Origin of the sequence: Algoriphagus pacificus, assembly GCF_017254845.1 — a bacterium.
Classification (GTDB): Bacteria; Bacteroidota; Bacteroidia; order Cytophagales; family Cyclobacteriaceae; genus Algoriphagus; species Algoriphagus pacificus.
The window spans coordinates 1-18,366 of record NZ_JAFKCU010000009.1 but is presented as its reverse complement, the minus strand read 5'-3'; the positions used below and the strand labels follow the sequence as shown (position 1 = coordinate 18,366).

Genomic DNA, 18,366 nt, shown 5'->3' with positions numbered 1-18,366 from the left:
TTAAAGTTTAAATAATGGTATTTGGCAATCCTTGTACTTTACACCCTTCCTTATCAGGCCTTTTACATGTGCTCCAGCACCAACAAAGGAAAACTCTTTTCGCTTAACTACCCTTCTGATTCCGAAATTGGAGTCATATTCGAAAGCGACTGGTATTTCATAACTCATAGGATCTACACCATCCCGTAAGGAAAACTCCAGTTCTGTTGGGTTATTTAAGACTTCCTCCATCAAATTCCCTTCTACTAAGCAATTTTTTAACTCATCGCAATTAAAAAGGTCCGAGGTGAAGGATACATTAATGACTTTGCAAAGTCCATCTGAATTGCCTAAGGTTAAAGCATAGATTGGATTTTCAAGTGCATATTGTAAGCGTTCGATTTTATCGGTGCTTTCGGAAGCAAAGACGATATTGAAATGTCCTTCATAAAGAACTTCACGAGTGAGGATATCAGAAATATATTCTTTCCCTTTAAGCTTTTGATATTTCCACAAATCGTTTGACTTCCCTTTGTAGCTGCCATTAACACCAAATTCGAAATCAGCATCGAAGAATTCCTGACTTTCTTTGGGACCCAAACCAAGAGCTGCCCCCGCAAACCCAATTATCGTAGTTGGAGGTGGTAATTCATAGCTTCTATGGAAATTTTGAAATTCCGGAATTCGAAATGAACAACTTTGACATGCTAATTCTACAATTATGCATTGCATGATCAAGAATTATAATGATTCGATACCCAATCCCTGATTTTAGAAAAGCCTTCGCTAAGCGAACTCATCTCTTCACCATTAGAGAAAATAGCTGATTGGCCTGCTAAAGTATAATCTTCAACAAACCGGCCATAATCTTTAGCTACTTGATTCAATTGCTTAATATTCACTTTATTTCCTTCCTCCACCTGAACAGATTCTAGAAAAATCGGATTTTTTGCTTTCATATAAGCTGCTGCTATGAATTTAGGGGATATGTCTGCCAAAAATCGACTTTGCCTACCACTTGACCATAGATTTTGAAAAGCATCCAATAATCCCAAAACTCGTTTTGCTTTTTCTTCTCCTTTCAGTTCACCATCTTCCTCAAAACCTTGGCCAGCACCGACCCGATCCAATTCTACCAATATGGTTCCTTTATAAAATCCAGAGTGGATTTCAGTTTCGAATATATTTGGCTGAATGTCTTCTCCAGAGGAAGTTTTATGACCTTTCCCCATAAAGTTGGTGGCATAATCCAAATCTCCTTTATATGCACTCATGCCTAATAAACTTTCAACTCGAATTGGGGATATGCGTATGTTTGATTTACCCTTTTCACCATCTTTACCAGGAGAAGCATCCATATAACCGAATAGGTCATCATCAATAAATTCAACAGGATTCATCATAGTTTTAGGTGCTCCTTTTTTAGCACTAGCTTCTTGAATGTTGGAAATTGTCCATCCTAAGGAGCTAAGCTGATCACGCAATGCTCTTCTAATGGCCTGCGATGATACATAGGGGAGTTGTTCCTCATTGGCTAAGGTTACTTTTTTGATCGGGTTGATATTATCAACTTCCTTATCTGCTCCATTTAGAGAGGCAAATGACACTTTACTTAAGTAAGTAATTGTTATGCTATTAGGTTTTAATTCCATTTTTATTTGGTTTTTTCGGATTTATTATTTGGATGAATTGCTGGATTAAGAATGTTTAGTGCGCCTATTATCAGGAATTGTTTGACAGTGTAATAGTTTTGCTCATTTATTTGATTGGCAAGTTCTTCATTAATAGATAAGCCATATTTAAAATCGATTCTGATCAATTCATCCAGAAATTGTTTTTGGGTTCTAGCCTTTCTCAACGTGATTAAATCACCACGCCCTTTTTTTGCATTTGAAACCTCGCTTTGAAAGGTGTCCAGATAACGCATTTTTATGCCTATCTGCTTTCCAAGGCTTATTGCTGCAGCTTGAATTTTTTCGTCCATAGTATTGATTTTTGATTCATATAATTCAGTAAAAAGAAATAGCTGTTTATAATCTTTAAAGCCCACATATTCCCCAGAGCATAAATAATTAAAGCACCGGAAAAGTAAGTCTTCCATATGTGTCAAGACACTTTTGCACTCTAAAATTTCTCTCGCAATCCGATCCCGAGTAATTCGTTCAAGCCTGAATTTATTCTGTGCATTTTTCTCATTTGGTTTTATGAGCTTAAGGCATGGAAATATGCGGTTAAACTGAATTCCATTTTTCTCCAAACTATAGAATAACTTCATTAATGGAGTAAATCGATTTAGATTTTCATAGGAATTTGGCCTCATAGTAGAGGCGAAAGCATCTGCCTTAAATGTCTCTAGGGACAATGGAGGCAGAAAGCTTATAATATTTTCAAAAAGGTCTTCATCAGGAGTTTGATTTTCAGCAACACTGCCATATTGAAAGATCACTTTTTTGTATAATGAAAAAGTTAATGCCAATCCAACCTCATATTGTTCTGAGTAAGTGTCTTTCCCGATCTGCTCTGTGAATTTAATATTTGATATATACTCTTGATGTTTCGTTTCCAGAATTGTTTGAAAGGCACCTATCTTCTTACTCAGTTCAAACTGGTTTTTTAAGTTGTTTGATGAGACCAGATATATATAAATTGTCTCCCTCAATTTGTTGGAATAATGGTAAAAGGCAAAAACAGGAGAGAACATACTCATGTAGCGAGCTTTCCAACTTATCTTCTTATCCCCAGCAGATAAGTGTGAATTAAAATTAATTAGTCCAGAGAAAAATGGTGAGATGTTTGTGATGTCCACAAGTTCTTTATGTGATTCACCCGTTAGATAACATTGCTTATTTCCAGGATCTAAGTATCCGCTTTTTAACTTTGGTATTCTTGTTAATTTGGTATATGGCTCATAGTATAGTTTACTTAATTTTTTCAAACCTGAAGTCTCAAAGAAGGAGTTAAACATTTTGAGTTCTTCCGGATTGCTTTTCTCCAACTTCATTGAATTAGTCCATCCCTCTTCTGATGGAGTAACCCCCTGTGCATTATTTGTTAATAAATGCGTCAAACCATAGGTGTTCATTCTAGGAAAAGGAATAAAAGACTCTTTTTCCCTATCATAATAAACATTACAATCTTTTAATTTTTCTGCATCCTCTTGTTGCTTGATTGTATAGGTATCATATATCTCCTTTCCCATCCAATAATAAATATCTTCCAAGAGCTCAGAAATATTCCCGGATTCGATATCTAACTGATGCTCTTTTAGTTCAAACCCAAAATGGTAGGAAAACCTCTGCTCTTCCTTCGCTTTTAGGAGATAATGATAAATTCCTAATATTCCATTATTTAGAAGCGTGTGCCCAGTTCGATTGAATGTAATTTGATTCATATTGGTTGATTTGAGAGGTCAAATGGTAAAATGATACGGTTCTGCCCAAATCCCCTTCCCTTCCAATAGTTGTTCACCGATTTTGCTTAATGTTCCCAGCATTATAGTCCCTTGTTTTAATTCACCAGTCAACCTAAACATTTCGAATCAAAAAAAAATACCCTATATAGGGTATTTTTGCTGTTTGTCAGTAGTTGGCAATCTATCTTTGGAGGTCTTTCAAGTTTCGTACTAAAAAGTAAGACTATGGCCCAGTAGTTCGGGGGTAACTACCGTTTGTTTTTTTATAAAGCTGTACTTTGCATTTTGAGAATTTGTTCTTTGTTTGCAAATCGCAAACTGCGAAATGAAGAAAGTTAGATTTAAAAATTGCCTGAAATTTTTGATAAAATGAGAGGGTTCTCTGATACTTTTAAAAGGTGTAACCTCTTTTTTGAAAGAGTAACAACCAACTTATTTCTTTAATCATTGATATCAATTCCCAGAAGGATCGATCACCTTCTCCTAAAGAGTCAGTCCCTCAGTATTGTGAGAGCCTGTCCACCCAGTACCAAGGACTATGTGACTACACCGAGAGGGGCTAATAAAAAAATTAATGCCAATTAAACTCCAATACTTCTCCGACCTTCATTTAGAATTTCCTTTTAATAACGAATTCTTAAAGCAACATCCTTTGCCACCGGTGGGTGATGTATTGGTTTTGGCAGGGGACATTGTTCCTTTTGCCGTAATTGATAAATACACGGATTTTTTCAGCTATGTGTCAGATAATTTTAAAACCACTTATTGGTTGCCCGGTAATCATGAATACTACCATTATGATATAGCTGAAAAAAGCGGCGTGCTGCATGAAGCTATTCGCAGCAATGTATTTTTGGTGAACAATACTTCTATTATTTATGAAAATGTAAACTTGATTTTTTCTACCCTTTGGAGTCACATCAGTCCTGCCTACCAATGGCAGATTGAACGTAGCCTAAATGATTTTTATCTAATTAAAAACAAAGGTTTTCGCTTTTCGGCTGAGCAATACAACCAGTTGCATGCAGAGAGCTTGGCATTTATTCAAAATGAGCTAAGCACAAATCAGAAAGGACAAAAAGCCGTTTTTACCCATCACTGCCCTACTTTTTTCAACTATCCTGAGCACTATAAAGGCGATGTACTCAATGAAGCTTTTGCGGTGGAACTCCATGACCTTATAGAAACGTCCGAAATTGCCTGTTGGGTGTATGGACATCATCATACCAATACCCCTGAGTTCATGATTGGCAATACCAGGCTCATAACCAATCAGATGGGTTATGTACAACGAAACGAGCATCAGCTTTTTGAAATGGGTAAAGTTATTGAAATATGAAAATTTAAAATAATAAAGCTTAATTTGCACAATATATCAATAAGATTTATCAGGCATAATTTGCTTTATTATGGAAGGTGGAATGAAATCAACACTTCGATACATACAGGAAACGCTGGGAATACAGCCAACGGCATATTCCTTAGACAAGAGCTATTTGGATAGGCTTCCTATGTATATCAACGAGACTTACAAGCTGTACCGCACAGACTTGTTCAATAAAGAAATCATTTTGGCTGAACTGAAAAACAATGATGAACTAAGCATTCAGCAAACTGAGAAACAGGTTCAACAAATAAAACAACTGCTTAACCAAAAAGTGGTGATAGTTTTGGAAAAAATTCAAGCATACAACCGGAAACGCTTGATTGAAAAAGGTATCAACTTTGTAGTACCTGGAAAGCAACTTTACATGCCTGATTTGCTGATTGACTTGCGGGAAAGCTTTGTAAATCCAAAGACACGGCAAAAAAATGATACATTACTTCCATCTGCGCAATTTTTACTGATTTACCATATCATCCATAGATTCCAAAAATGGAAACTGGAAGAGCATCCCTTTAAAGAAATTGCACAGAAACTAGGCTATACACCAATGGCAATTACCAATGCCATTGAAAATTTAAAATATCACGATTTGGTAGAAGTCGAGGGTGAAAAGGAAAAGTTTATTCGTTTTACAGGCGATAGAAATGAGCTATGGTATACAGCTCATGAGCAAAACCTACTTGTAAATCCTGTCCTTAAAACAGTATTTGTAGATGAAATGCCCAAAGACCTTTTTTTGTTGCAAAGCAATGCATCTGCTATGCCTGAATATACCGATTTGAACCCAATCAGGCAGGAATATTTCGCTATTGAAAAAACCGTTTTTTATGGTTTGCAAAAGAGCAATGTATTGTTGAATCCGAATGATTATGAAGGTAGGTATGCTTTAGAGGTATGGAAATATAACCCATTGACTTTGGTTGACGAATTACCAAATGACAGAGCTGTGGTAGATCCGCTTTCTTTATACCTGAGTGTGAAGGACAGCAGAGATGAACGAATTGAAATAGCACTAGATCAAATTTTAGAGAAATATATATGGTAAGAGGATTAGATATATTTAAAAAGTACTTTGAGCAGTACACCAAAAATTATGTGATAATTGGCGGTACGGCTTGTGATATTATAATTGACGAAGCGGGCTTTGTTCCCAGAGCAACCAAGGATATAGACATCATTTTGGTGGTAGAAGCCCTAAACTCAGAATTTGTTAAGCAGTTTTGGCAGTTTATTAATGATGGTAAGTATAAGCAAAGGGAAAAAAGTAATGACGAAAGAGAGTATTACCGATTTTTAAATCCAGAGAATAAAGATTTTCCACACCAGATAGAACTGTTTTCAAGAACTCCCGATATGATTGTTTTAGAGGGTGACGCACACCTTACCCCAATTCCTGTTGGTGATGACCTTTCGAGTCTATCTGCCATTCTTTTAAATGATGACTATTACAATTACATGATTGATCATAGTCAGCTGGAAGATGGCTTGCATCATGCCAGTATTGAAGCATTAATTTGTTTGAAAGCAAAGGCATTTTTGGAAATCAAGGAAAGGATTGAAAACGGTAGTAAAGAAGATGCCAAGCAGTTGAGAAAGCATAAAGCAGATGTATTTCGTTTAACAGTAATGCTTACATCTGAATCCCTATTTGAGTTACCAGAAACAATTCAGGCTCACGTGAATGAGTTTGCTGAATTGATAGCTGTCGAATTACCGGACAAAGCCATTTTTAAGGAAATGGGGTTAAGCAATATTGTCCCGAAAGATGTATTTGAGCAATTCAAAAAATCATTCAGAATAAGTGATTGAAGGTTAGCAAATGCGAGAAAAAAACAAGAATAAGAATGAGAGAAGAACATTAAAGTTTCTATCAAAAGAATTTAATTATGGGATTATTCGACAAACCATCCAAATATAAAAACACAGACTATAGAAGTATAAATTATTCGGGAAATTGGTCAAGACATTTTATCAATGAATATTATGATAGTTTGGATGAAATAGGTATAGTTGAAACATTAGGTAAACTTCATAATTATAAAGAAGAGCATCTGCCAAAATCTCTATTTAAGTTCTGTTCGCCAAGTTCATTCAATTTATCCAACCTATACAACTCTACAATTTATTTGTCTGACCCAAAGAGTTTTAACGATCCATTTGACTGCACATTGAATAGTAACTATGAGTTATTTAAAGAAACATATGTATTAAAAAGACTTAAGGAAGATGATTTAGTAGATGTGGAGGGGGGTGAAGACAGAATATCATTAGACGAATATCAATCTTTGGTTTTGGCTACTTCTAGTCGATCATTGAGTTTTGAATCAATTTTTTTTTCCATAAAACAGTCTAAACAACGTAAGCTAGCTAGGGTATTAAATAGCATTCAGGCTGATGCAGTTCGCAAGTACAAATCTGCACTAGAATATTTAAGCTCAATAGAAATTGGTGTATCTAGTTTTTCTTCATTTAAAAGTGAAGATGAACTATTGAAAAACACCACAATGTGGTCACATTATGCAGACCACCATAGAGGCTTTTGTATTGAATATAATTTGGACTTTAGCGTATTAAAATATGAAAATGAAATGAAATGTGCTATTTACCCTATAACTTACACTGCAAAAAATCCTACCATACCTGCAGCCGAGCTTTTAAGATTAAATCATTTCCAACAAGACGTGAAAATCAGTAAGAAGATACGCAAAGCTATTCTCAGAACTTACACAACTAAGTCAGCATTCTGGAGCTATGAAAAAGAATGGAGAATAATTCTTGATTTAAACGAATCATATTTTCAAATCAATAGAACAATTCCTTTTTTAAAAATAAAGAAAATATATCTAGGATGTAGAATTGATCATGGAATAAAGAAAAGCATAGTTAATATTTCGGATAAGATGAATATTGAGGTCATTGCAACTACAAAAAGTGACAGTAGCTTCAAACTACAGGCCAGGAATGCCAATGTTGATTCTGTGAATAACGAAGAAAACAATATTATCTATCAAAACATATCTAACATAACTAACTCTGAACTTGGAAAAAAAAGAATGCTTGAATTCTTTTTTTGATAGCTAAATCGATCTGAATGAATAAGTAAAAAAGCCTCCCCTCAGTCTCTAATTCTCGGATATTCCCAACTATTTTCACGTTAAAATCTTGAAATCACCTGTGATTTTATCCGGTTTCTCCAAAATACCCTGTACAAGGTATGTTCTCGTATATTTTTTTTCCTTTTCTTGCAGATGTCTTTTAGTTATTGAAAACACCCGACCAACTCACTTCTTATCCTTAACCCCATCTGGAGCAGAGCCAAGCGCCTCCTCTTTAAGGAGGAGGGTGGGAGGAGGTAGTAAAACCAATTAAAAATTGTCAAAAATGTTCGGTAGGACAGGGCTTGAAGAAATCTTCCAGCGGAAGATTTTAGCCTTGGACCAGCTTGTAGGTCAGGCGAACTTCACCCAGTTCCAGGAACGATGTGACTACGGCGAGGGAGGGGATTTCACAAACGAATATGTTCAAACAAATATTTGAACTGTCCTAGATAGGGATAACTTTGATTATGGAAAAATTATAGTAGTCGCTTTGTTTTAAATGTAATCCAAAAAAGTTTATAAACACATGATCAGTCGAGGTTCTGAATGGCATAGATGGGAGCCGCACATCCATGCACCTGGCACAATCCTAAATAATCAGTTTGGTTCTGCAGATCCTTGGAATTCCTATCTCACGACCATAGAAGAATCGGTGCCGAAAATCGAAGTAATCGCTGTCACCGACTATTATGTCACCGGCACCTACGAGGAATTTCTCAAGCACAAAGCAGCAGGACGATTGCCTGGTGTTTCGCTGATCTTTCCGAATATCGAGCTGCGACTTGATGTAGCTGCGAAAACGGGTTTTGTAAATTTACATCTTTTGGTTAGTCCTGAAGATCCAAAACACCTTTCTGAGGTAAATCGAATTTTGAAGAGGTTACAATTCAACGCTTTTAATGATCGATTTGACTGCACCCCCGAGGAACTGATTAAGCTTGGCAAGCGGGCAGACTCTTCCATAATAGATGATGGAGCTGCGCTCAGGCTTGGGGCTACTCAGTTCAAGGTAAACTTCGATCAACTTAGAAAGGTTATAGGGGAAAGTGAATGGGCGAAAAAGAATATTTTGATCGCCGTTGCTGGCGGTACTGGAGATGGTACATCCGGCGTTCGTCAGGCTGCTGACGTGACCGTCCGTCAGGAAATTGAGAAGTTTGCTCACATCATTTTTTCAAGTAGCATTGCTCAACGTGAATTTTGGATCGGTCAGAAAAGTGTCAGCATTGATGAGCTAAGGTCACGCTACGACGGTTGCAAGCCGTGCCTCCATGGGAGTGATTCTCACGAGTTGAAGTCCGTGGGTAAGCCTGTTGACAATCGCTTTTCGTGGATCAAAGGAGCGTTGGAATTTGATTCATTGAGACAGGCATGCATCGACCCAGGAAGCAGAGCCTATGTAGGGGAGAAGCCCCCGACAACTGCAATGCCTTCTCAGGTTATTTCGCATGTCAAGATCGATAATGCGGATTGGGTCACTACTCCTGAAATACCTCTCAATCCTGGACTTGTAGCCATAATTGGTGCACGAGGCTCTGGAAAGACTGCTCTGGCCGATATGATTTCCGCCGGATGTGACGCAATAGCCCCTACAGGTTGGGGTGGAGTTAACGAGAATATTAGCGCTTCCTTCTTAGCACGTGCAAGCAGTCATATCGTGGGCGCGACCACTACACTTACTTGGGGAGGGGGTGTGACAGTTACTCGTTTGCTGGACGGTAGAGATGCGAATGGACCTATGTCCTTTCCTCGCGCTCGGTATCTTTCACAACAATTTGTCGAAGAGCTTTGCTCAGCAAAAGGTATCTCCGATGGGCTGGTTAATGAAATTGAGCGAGTTATTTTTGAATCACATTCGAAGGACGATTGTGAATGGGCCCTCGATTTCTCTGAGCTGAGGGATCAGCGGACTTCGCGGTTCAAGCAAGCTCAGGAACGCGAGGCCGAGTCAATTACTGACATATCAGATAGGATTGCGACCGAGTTTGAGAAAGAAAGCCTTGTCGCCACCTTGACAAAACTGGTAGAACAAAAGAAAAAGTTGATTACTGATTATTCAGCTGATCGTAAGAAACTTCTCATCAAAGGTGCCGAAACACAGGTCGTACGACATACCCAACTTAGCGAGGCTGCGCAGAGGCTTCGCAACAAGATTCAGTCCTTAGGAAATCAACGCAGATCGTTCATCGCCCTTCAGGACGAAGTTCGGAGTATGCGCGCCACTGGGGCGCCAGAAATGCTACGCCAAGCTCAGACACGACATACAAATAGCGGCCTTAACCAAAAGCAGTGGGAAGAATTCCTTCTGATTTATAAGGGAGATGTGGATAAAAGCCTTTCTTCTTATATTGATTGGGCCGATAATGAAATCCTCAAAATTAATGGCGTAGCGGTACCAGTTGGCGATCCAAACATCTCCTTGATACCAGATAATATTGATCTTTCGACATTACCGCTTACGCTTATCGTCGCAGAAATGACCCGCCTTGAAGCGCTGATCAGTGCAGATAAGATCCTCCGTGATCAGTACACAGCACTAACTAGCCGTATAGCGCAGGAAAATTCGGCGCTTCAGACTTTCGAAGTTAGACTCAAAGACGCAATTGGTGCCGCGGGACGACGGAGGGAACTTCAGTCAGAGCGGGATAGCTCGTATGCTCGAATTTTTGAGGCGATAAACAACGAACAGAATGCACTGGCTGATCTATACGCACCATTAATGGCACGCCTCACTGCGTCTTCTGGTACGCTAAAAAAACTAAGTTTTTCTGTCCGAAGGATAGCGGATGTGCAAAGTTGGGGCTCGTTTGCCGAAGAAGAGCTACTCGATAGACGCAAAGCCGGACCATTTTATGGCCGTGGTTCACTTATTTCTGCCGCGACGGAAGCACTCAAATCTGTTTGGGAAATAGGCACGGCGGCTGAAGTACAGGCAGCGATGACAGCTTTCACAGCCAAGTACTTGAAAGATCTTCTTTCGCATGCTCCTTTCAATCCGACTCAACAGACTGAGTATCGTGATTGGACCAAGCAGTTTGCGCATTGGTTGTTTAGAACGGATCACATCACGATCCGGTACGAGATTTCCTACGACGGTGTCGACATACGCAAGCTTTCGCCAGGTACCCGGGGCGTTGTGTTGCTGTTGCTCTATCTCGCTCTCGATGATTCAGATGACAGACCGCTTATCATTGACCAACCAGAGGAGAATTTAGATCCGAAATCAGTTTTTGATGAACTGGTTTCATTGTTTATTTCAGCGAAGAAAAGACGACAAGTGATTATGGTGACACACAATGCCAACTTAGTGATCAATACTGATGCAGATCAGATCATAGTTGCCGAAGCTGGCCCACATCCATCGGGAGGTCTTCCTCCAATAAGCTATGTAGCAGGCGGATTGGAAAACGCTGCGATTCGTAAAGCAGTTTGTGACATCCTTGAAGGAGGTGAAGCCGCATTTCGTGAACGCGCCCGACGACTTCGTGTTCGCCTGGATAGGTAGTAGGCAAACTTCCCCTAGTCCCGTTGATAATTTGGATACAACCAAGTAAGGGTCTTTTTAATTGCTTGATTAGTCCAGCGGGGTCAATTTAAGATTGCATAGGATACGAGGGAGGAATTTCATATCCTTTTCGGGAACATTGATGGCTTGACAAACCCTGTGCGGCTTGTTCTTTTAGTGTTAATTTAATTAAATATTAAAATAAACAATATTATAAACTAGATCTAGGATTTGGATGATGAATAAGCATGTTAAACTGAAGAAATACAATAAGTCTACAATCCAATATATAATAATTCATTCTAGTGAGAAAAATACTGCCGAACATTTGTTGGGAGTTCCGAGAACTTATAATATTTTAAGACATCTTGCAAAATACCCGAGAGATTTTTTTCAATTAGAAAACCCAGCTCTTTTTTTTAATTTATCTAATTCAGTGAGTGAGCTAAATGCGGCACTAAACATTCTTTTTCTCGATGAGAATAGTTTGAATCAAGCTCTAGGAAAAAATAATAGCTATATCAATTTATTAAATCTTAAGGACCGTCCAACAGTTTATTTTATCGATGCGGAATCAAAGAGGTTAAAAGATGTTTTTTCTTTTATAATGAACGTTAGGCATAAGTATTTTTATTTCAGTTTTTTTAATGGTAGAGGGGTTGGCATAGTACCAAGTTACTTGGCGGGAAATGGTTTTAAAGATACTTTTGATTTAGTAAGACTTTTTAAAAGAGATTTCGATGGATTTAAATCAATGCTGACTAACGGAAAAGATTTAGAAATGAATTTAGATGAGACGTCTAATGATAATTTATTTTTTGATTTTAACCCTGCAATCAATAATCAATTAACTTTTCAACAAGTAAAATCAAATTTTTGGAAAAACTCTCCACCTAAGTTGGTGGCACTAGAGACACATTCAGAACGGGATGGGGTTTTATTAAAGTCAATGGTTGTATTAGATGAATTGCATTTTAAAGATTCTAATGCGCTTCCAATTTTAATAACTGCTTTTCCTTTTTACAATCCACTACTGAAAAAATACTTAAAGAAAATAACTCAATTGAGCGATCAAAAATATATTGAACAATTTTATTCACTAGAACAGGACTCAAATTACAATCATATACTTATAGACTATGACAATTCTATAGGTAATAATGAGCAAATGATTGGAGCTGAAATACTGAAAAGATTTTTAGCTCCAAAAATGTTGGCAATTGATGCAATTTGCCATTTGCATTCTTCTTTTACATTTAGTCCTACAATAAGATTTCCACTAAAAGGCAAGTCTTTATATAAAGAGCTTAGTTTTTTCAACCCTTCGTCTGGGAATTTTAAAAGAAAGAAATCGAGTAAACAGAAAATTAATACTATTCTAAAATTTGGAAGAAAGCTATCGGAGAATACGATCTCAAAAGAGATTGCAAAATATTTAAAAAATAGGGAGGGGCAGATCTTGGCAATTTCAGATCTTCCTATCGAGTTTTTGACACTTGATGGTATACCTCTTGGGTATTCTCATGATGTATGTAGAATCCAAGAGTCGAACTACCAAGGCTTTTTGAATAATTATTCTGCACATAATAAGTTAGAGTATTTTGTTTCTGAAAATACTATATCAAATATCCTTGTTATTCTGAGTGGAGATGCAGAACATCAGAGTTCTCATGAATTTTCAAAAACATATGAATTGGTTATTAGCCACAGTAAAACTTATGGGTTCAAATATTCCTTTTGTAATAATATTAAGGAAATAAAGATGTCAATTGATAGGCATTCTCCTGAGATTTTAATTTTTGACTGCCATGGTGAAATTGATAAAGATTTAGAAACAAGTTATTTGTTGGTTGGTAGTGAAAAGGTTTACAATTCTGACATTGTTGAACATAAATTGGGTGCACCTATTGTTTTTTTGTCATGTTGTAACACAAATCGAAATTTTGGATATAATAATAAAATTCATGATGCTTTTTTTGAGGTAGGAGCTTTGACAGTCACCGGTACATTTTTGCCAATAAGTATTTATAGAGGTACAGCTTGCTATCTTAGAATTATTTATTCCTTAAAGGAATCAATAGAGAAGAAAATGTTTACCAATTGGCTGAATTTTATTTCTCAGTCCATTAGGACCTCCGTTATTCATGATCTAATAATAAAAATTGGAAACAGGATCAATCACGATTATTCTGAATCAGAGATTGAAAAAATTGCACGAGTTATTGACGATATCAGGGATTTTTCAATAAGAAGAAAAGTTTTTAAATCTCTTCTTAATGGGGGAATCAAGATTTCTCCCAATTTAACAATTAATATCTTTGACACTGAATCAGAATTTCTTATGTATACACATTATGGAAGACCGGATTTGATAAAAATGAAATATGATACTATAGTTAATAGGAACTAAACAATTTTCAGACAATAGGTAGTCTTGATTCCTGTTGATATTTCCCTCTTTCCTCGAGAATAATATTACCTATGCCTCTCAGGGGCTTTTCCAAAAACCAGGAAAGTTCACAACTGTTTTTTTATGGCTCCAAATAATGGTTTACGGAAAGTTTGCTTTCAGTACCATCTTTTTTAATAAATGGCTTTTTTTGGTAAGTTAAATATCCGGTTTCGTCAAGGTAAAGAAGGCTTTTTGTTGCTTTCTCGCTAGTGGCTTTTATATGAAGTTTGGCAAGTTCTTCAACAACTTGTTTTACTCGTTTCTCAGAATTGAAGAATCCATTTTCAACCAGTATTGTGCGAATTTTGAATGTGAGGCTTTTCTCATTTTTTAGATTTACAAAATAGTTGGGATTATGACTATTGGAATTTATAAAGTCTTTCATGTATTCAATACCCTCTTCGGTCTTTCGAAGCTTAAAATTTGAATTGTAAACATCGGCCTCAGTAATTCCTAGTTTAATGGCAAGAGACTCGGCTATTGAATCACTAATTGACCTTCTCCCTTTTCTTAAAGAATACATATGATCAGTGGAAATTTTAAGAAATGCTGCCATTCCAATTGGAGTTAGCTCTAAGAATTTTATGAACTCTTTAAATCTTTGGGCGGAAATCTGGTCAAGAACTTTGTTAATATCTTCATCCATGACCAAATGGATTAAATTATTTAGTCTAAAAAGTGGTCAGAATGTTTTTGATCTTACATTCTTTACTTATATTTAGACACTTAAGAAAAAGTGAAGGACTTATCCTTCTACTTGGCATTAATCAAATGAGTCTCGACTGCAATTCCGACAATTTGTAATAGGACGAGACGGTAGGTTAATGCTCAAGGGATTATTATGCGTACTTTCGTATGCACTATAGCTCTTGGGCCCTATCGTAATTCCGTTCCTAAAGGCGTCGGAACCTGCAGTGCGGTAGATTGGCGCCCAGGCTATGGTGCTCCATTTTTATCGTCATAAAGACTCGTTTTACCATTTTTCATTTTTAATGAAAACGAGCATGAATGATTTACTTCCTTTTCTGTTGCAGACAGTAGCCTGTAGGATCCACAGGCTGGAAGGGTATGCTCAGCTGGTAAGCGGGTCAGTTAGTTCTATTTCCTATTATTCATTACCAGAGGAACTCGGCATCGCCGCGGTAGATCGCCTGTATCCTCTGAAGCCCAAGAATCCTATTTGAGGATTCGTTCTTTTTTTGGCCGTGAAAGGGGAGGTGCACAGCCCTGAGCAGATCGGTTACCACACACTCAGGTCAGCAAGCTCACAGTAGCCGGTAGTGCTGACAAATTTCTTAGTATTTATTTATTGCTGGTTGCTCGATTGGGCAAGGTGAGAGAGGTATGTCTTGTTTTGAGTAGCAAGTAGCTAGTATCAAGTATCAAGAAGCTAGAGTCAAGAGCCTGGAAGGAAGCGTCTGTGAGGGTACTTTCAGACTTCTGACTTTAGCTTTCAGACTTCCTATTTCGAGATTGCTTCGTCCTTCGTCCTCACAATGACGGTTCGCACTTCTGTCTTCTGTCTTCCGTCCTCCAGCTTAAAATTCAAAAGCATGAAAAAAATTCTATTCACATGCTTACTGGGATACCTATGCCTTCCCATAAGCATATCCACGGCACAAGTTGCTGATCCACCCGGGGCAGATCCCCTTCATAGGTCTATGCCCCCTCGGGGCGGGGATTCCCGCTCCGAACCATTCTTCTCATTTACTGCCCAGGATATTGATGGTGGACCTAGTCTTCTATCTCCTGCCTGCCCGCCGTGGCGGGTCTCCGGACTTCCATCTAAAGAGGAATTTAGTTTAGTTGATGATGCTATTTCTCTTAAGCAGGGGGGCTTTGGCTCTCCTGCTGGGGAAGACAATTTTGGGGTGGCGCTCTTTTATGGAGAGCTGATCAATCCTGATTCACTTAGTCCATTGGCGTTTAGCTGGACTCCTTATTTCTTTTCTAGGGACGCTCCATTTATGAAGGAGGAGGCCTTGGTTGAATTGGAGAAGGGGGAGTTTTACGATGGTGTTTCCAGCCCTAGGGTTCGGAAGTTTAGTTTTGAACTTAGTTTGGCTGACAGGGCAGGCTATTTCACTTTGACCTTGGGGGATAGACCTCTTTTGGAGGATTACCTGGTATATCCGGGGGATAGCGTCAAGATCGATTTGGATCTGTTCCATTCGTCTATTGTTTTTGGTGGTCCTGATGCTGTATTCTATGAGGTGCAATATGCCCTAAAACGCTTGGTCGCGAGAATGGACTTTGATGCCCCCATGGTCATGTTCAGCAGTAGATCCAGGCCTCGGTTCCAGAAAGCCGAAAATCAGGCCTTGATGGAGAAATACAAAACTGCTTTTGGAAGCCATTTTCAGTTGGTGGAGGTAGGAAAGGAGGCCGTGGACTACTTTTTTACTGAGCTGGATCGGGGAAAGGAGTTGCTTGCTCCCCAATTGGAATTGCTTGAATTCTATAAAGATAAGTTGGATAAGGATCGCTATGACCTGCTCTTGACTGAGGTAGTCAGTGGCTTTTATGGAAAAAGGCTTTCATCCTTTCGCAAATTCCACTACCCTGAGGTTCTCAGCCGTTTTTCTGTTGAGGAGCGGGAAAAGTATCTGGACAGGATTTTAGTCTTGTTTTCTGAATTGGAGGACTGGGAGAGTGATTTGGATGCTTCGGTTCATACCCAGTCCCAGTTGGTTTCTGCTCCTTACCTGAATCTGGCGATGGAGAAATCCATGCTGAAGGCAATTTTTGGAAAGAGAAGTTACCTGAGCCAGGTGGCAGAGGATTATTCCGGGGAAATGGAAGACAGGTTGCTGAGCGGTTATTTGTCCCAATACATGGGGGCAATACCGGATGCTGCGACTACCTTGGATTCATATCTGGCAGCAACTGAGAGCAGTCCCTGGAAGGATAGGCTTGTAAACTTGGGTCATGCTTTTATTCCCGGAGAGACTATTATTCCGGTCAGATTGGAGGATATGGAGGGGCAGGTTTATACCGAGGATTTCTTTAAGGGCCAGCCAACTTTGCTGTATTTCTATTTTTCCTCCTGTGCACATAGTGCGGATTTCTTTCAGGACATACTTTTTCCGCTGTATCAGGATACCCAGAATCTGGGCTATCGCCTGGTTGCTATTTCCATGGATGATGATCGGGAGTTCTGGAAGTCCAGGATTAGTAAGTACTCTGACCTGTCCCTGACGAACCTGATTACCACTCCAGAAAGCAAGAAGCGCTGGAGGGATTATTATGAAATCCATGCCTTCCCCAAGACCATGCTGCTCGATGGACAGGGGAGGGTGGTTTCATTCAACCTGAGGACGGGATTCACCACTTACGAAGCTTTCAAAAACAAATTTATTGACCTCTACCGGGAGCAGGTGGTAGGGAACGAACCAAAAACCCAACAGGAATTATGAAAAGAATTTTATTGATGTTATGGATCGGTCTGGGTCTGGGAATCCAGGCCTATGCCCAAAAATCGGTGAGGGGTACCATCACCGCTGGTGAGGATGGGATGCCCCTTCCCGGTGTGACGGTGATGCTGAAAGGAACTACACTGGGAACCGTCTCTGACGAAGCCGGAGTTTATAGTCTGGGGTTGCCTTCAAGTAAACAGGTGCTGGTGTTCAGTTTTATCGGTTACCAATCCCAGGAAATCGAATTGGGGGCGGAACAGACACTATTGGATGTGGTGATGACGGAGACGGATCTTGATCTGGAAGGTGTTACGGTATTTTCCACAGGTTTTCAGGAACTTCCGCTGGAAAGGACCACAGGGTCTTTTGTGGCGATAGATCAGGAACTGGTGGACAGAAGGGTATCGACCAACCTGATTGACCGATTGGAGGATGTCACCCCGGGATTGATCTTTAATCGGGATATCCGAGGGGCTGCTTTGGGGGAAAGTATTTCCATCAGGGGGACAGCGACATTGATTTCCAACAGTGAGCCCTTGATCGTGGTGGATAACCTGGCCTATGATGGTCCGCTGTCCAGTATCAACCCCAATGATGTGGCAAGTATGACTGTATTGAAAGATGCCGCAGCAGCTTCTATCTGGGGAGCCCGTGCCGGGAACGGGGTGATTGTGATCACCACCAAAAAAGGGAGTTTTGACAGGCCTGTTCAGGTACAGTTGACCAGTAACCTGACCAGGGTACAGAAGCCTGACCTTTTTTATTATCCACTCATGTCCATCAACTCTTTGGTGGACAAGCAAATGGAACTGTATGATGCAGGCTTTTATAATTCCCAGCTCCGGGATAGAAGAAATGCAGTGGTCAATCCCTTGGCAGAAGCGCTCTATGCCCATGAGCAGGGACAGTTGTCACAGAGTGAACTGGATGCAGCCATCCAGACTATTCGGAATGCTGATGTCAGAAGGGATCAGGAGCGGTATTTCAAGAGGGCGTCAAGCCAGCAGCAATATGCCCTGAATGTTTCCGGTGGTTCCCAAAAGCATTCCTATCTGTTCAGTGCCGGATGGGACAGGAATTTTGGGGAAGATGTGGAATCAGACAATTCCCGACTGAC

13 protein-coding genes are annotated in these 18,366 nt (G+C 39.2%); 9 read left to right on the top strand and 4 right to left on the bottom strand.

Annotation, left to right across the window (positions count from 1 at the left end; all coding sequences use genetic code 11):
• From cas5 to J0A69_RS21760, 3 genes are read right to left on the bottom strand one after another with little or no spacing between them, the layout of a single operon-like run.
• Window positions 1–711 (bottom strand): CRISPR-associated protein Cas5, encoded by a 711-nt coding sequence (cas5, locus tag J0A69_RS21770; RefSeq protein ID WP_206588751.1) that lies wholly within the window; start codon window positions 709–711, stop codon window positions 1–3.
• A gap of 2 nt (window positions 712–713) precedes the next feature.
• The gene (cas7i, locus tag J0A69_RS21765; protein ID WP_206588750.1) at window positions 714–1,631 is read right to left on the bottom strand and encodes a type I-B CRISPR-associated protein Cas7/Cst2/DevR; all 918 of its coding nucleotides are present in this window, start codon (window positions 1,629–1,631) and stop codon (window positions 714–716) included.
• Between the two features lie 2 nt (window positions 1,632–1,633).
• Window positions 1,634–3,199, bottom strand: coding sequence for a hypothetical protein (locus J0A69_RS21760; protein ID WP_206588749.1), 1,566 nt, complete (start codon window positions 3,197–3,199; stop codon window positions 1,634–1,636).
• Window positions 3,200–3,965: 766 nt separating this feature from the next.
• Between J0A69_RS21760 and J0A69_RS21755 the strand changes: the two genes are divergently transcribed.
• From J0A69_RS21755 to J0A69_RS21730, 6 genes are all read left to right on the top strand, one after another.
• Window positions 3,966–4,730, top strand: a complete 765-nt coding sequence (locus J0A69_RS21755; protein ID WP_206588748.1) for a metallophosphoesterase — start codon at window positions 3,966–3,968, stop codon at window positions 4,728–4,730.
• A 70-nt stretch (window positions 4,731–4,800) separates the two neighbouring features.
• Complete coding sequence (locus J0A69_RS21750) at window positions 4,801–5,823, top strand: hypothetical protein (RefSeq protein ID WP_206588747.1); 1,023 nt, start codon at window positions 4,801–4,803, stop codon at window positions 5,821–5,823.
• Window positions 5,817–6,587, top strand: coding sequence for a hypothetical protein (locus J0A69_RS21745; protein WP_206588746.1), 771 nt, complete (start codon window positions 5,817–5,819; stop codon window positions 6,585–6,587). Before J0A69_RS21750 ends, J0A69_RS21745 begins: the two co-directional genes overlap by 7 nt.
• 77 nt (window positions 6,588–6,664) lie before the next feature.
• The gene (locus J0A69_RS21740; RefSeq protein ID WP_206588745.1) at window positions 6,665–7,852 is read left to right on the top strand and encodes a DUF2971 domain-containing protein; all 1,188 of its coding nucleotides are present in this window, start codon (window positions 6,665–6,667) and stop codon (window positions 7,850–7,852) included.
• A gap of 550 nt (window positions 7,853–8,402) precedes the next feature.
• Window positions 8,403–11,381, top strand: coding sequence for a TrlF family AAA-like ATPase (locus J0A69_RS21735; RefSeq protein WP_206588744.1), 2,979 nt, complete (start codon window positions 8,403–8,405; stop codon window positions 11,379–11,381).
• A 235-nt stretch (window positions 11,382–11,616) separates the two neighbouring features.
• Complete coding sequence (locus J0A69_RS21730; protein WP_206588743.1) at window positions 11,617–13,791, top strand: hypothetical protein; 2,175 nt, start codon at window positions 11,617–11,619, stop codon at window positions 13,789–13,791.
• A 121-nt stretch (window positions 13,792–13,912) separates the two neighbouring features.
• Here the strand turns inward: J0A69_RS21730 and J0A69_RS21725 are convergent, their stop codons facing one another.
• Complete coding sequence (locus tag J0A69_RS21725; RefSeq protein ID WP_206588742.1) at window positions 13,913–14,479, bottom strand: hypothetical protein; 567 nt, start codon at window positions 14,477–14,479, stop codon at window positions 13,913–13,915.
• A 358-nt stretch (window positions 14,480–14,837) separates the two neighbouring features.
• Between J0A69_RS21725 and J0A69_RS21720 the strand changes: the two genes are divergently transcribed.
• The 3 genes from J0A69_RS21720 to J0A69_RS21710 all read left to right on the top strand — a co-directional run.
• On the top strand, window positions 14,838–15,017 hold the full coding sequence (locus tag J0A69_RS21720) for a hypothetical protein (protein ID WP_206588741.1): 180 nt from the start codon (window positions 14,838–14,840) through the stop codon (window positions 15,015–15,017).
• Between the two features lie 369 nt (window positions 15,018–15,386).
• On the top strand, window positions 15,387–17,249 hold the full coding sequence (locus J0A69_RS21715; protein WP_206588740.1) for a TlpA family protein disulfide reductase: 1,863 nt from the start codon (window positions 15,387–15,389) through the stop codon (window positions 17,247–17,249).
• Window positions 17,246–18,366: carboxypeptidase-like regulatory domain-containing protein (locus tag J0A69_RS21710; RefSeq protein ID WP_206588739.1), on the top strand; the 1,121-nt coding region annotated here is incomplete at its 3' end. The genes J0A69_RS21715 and J0A69_RS21710, both read left to right, overlap by 4 nt.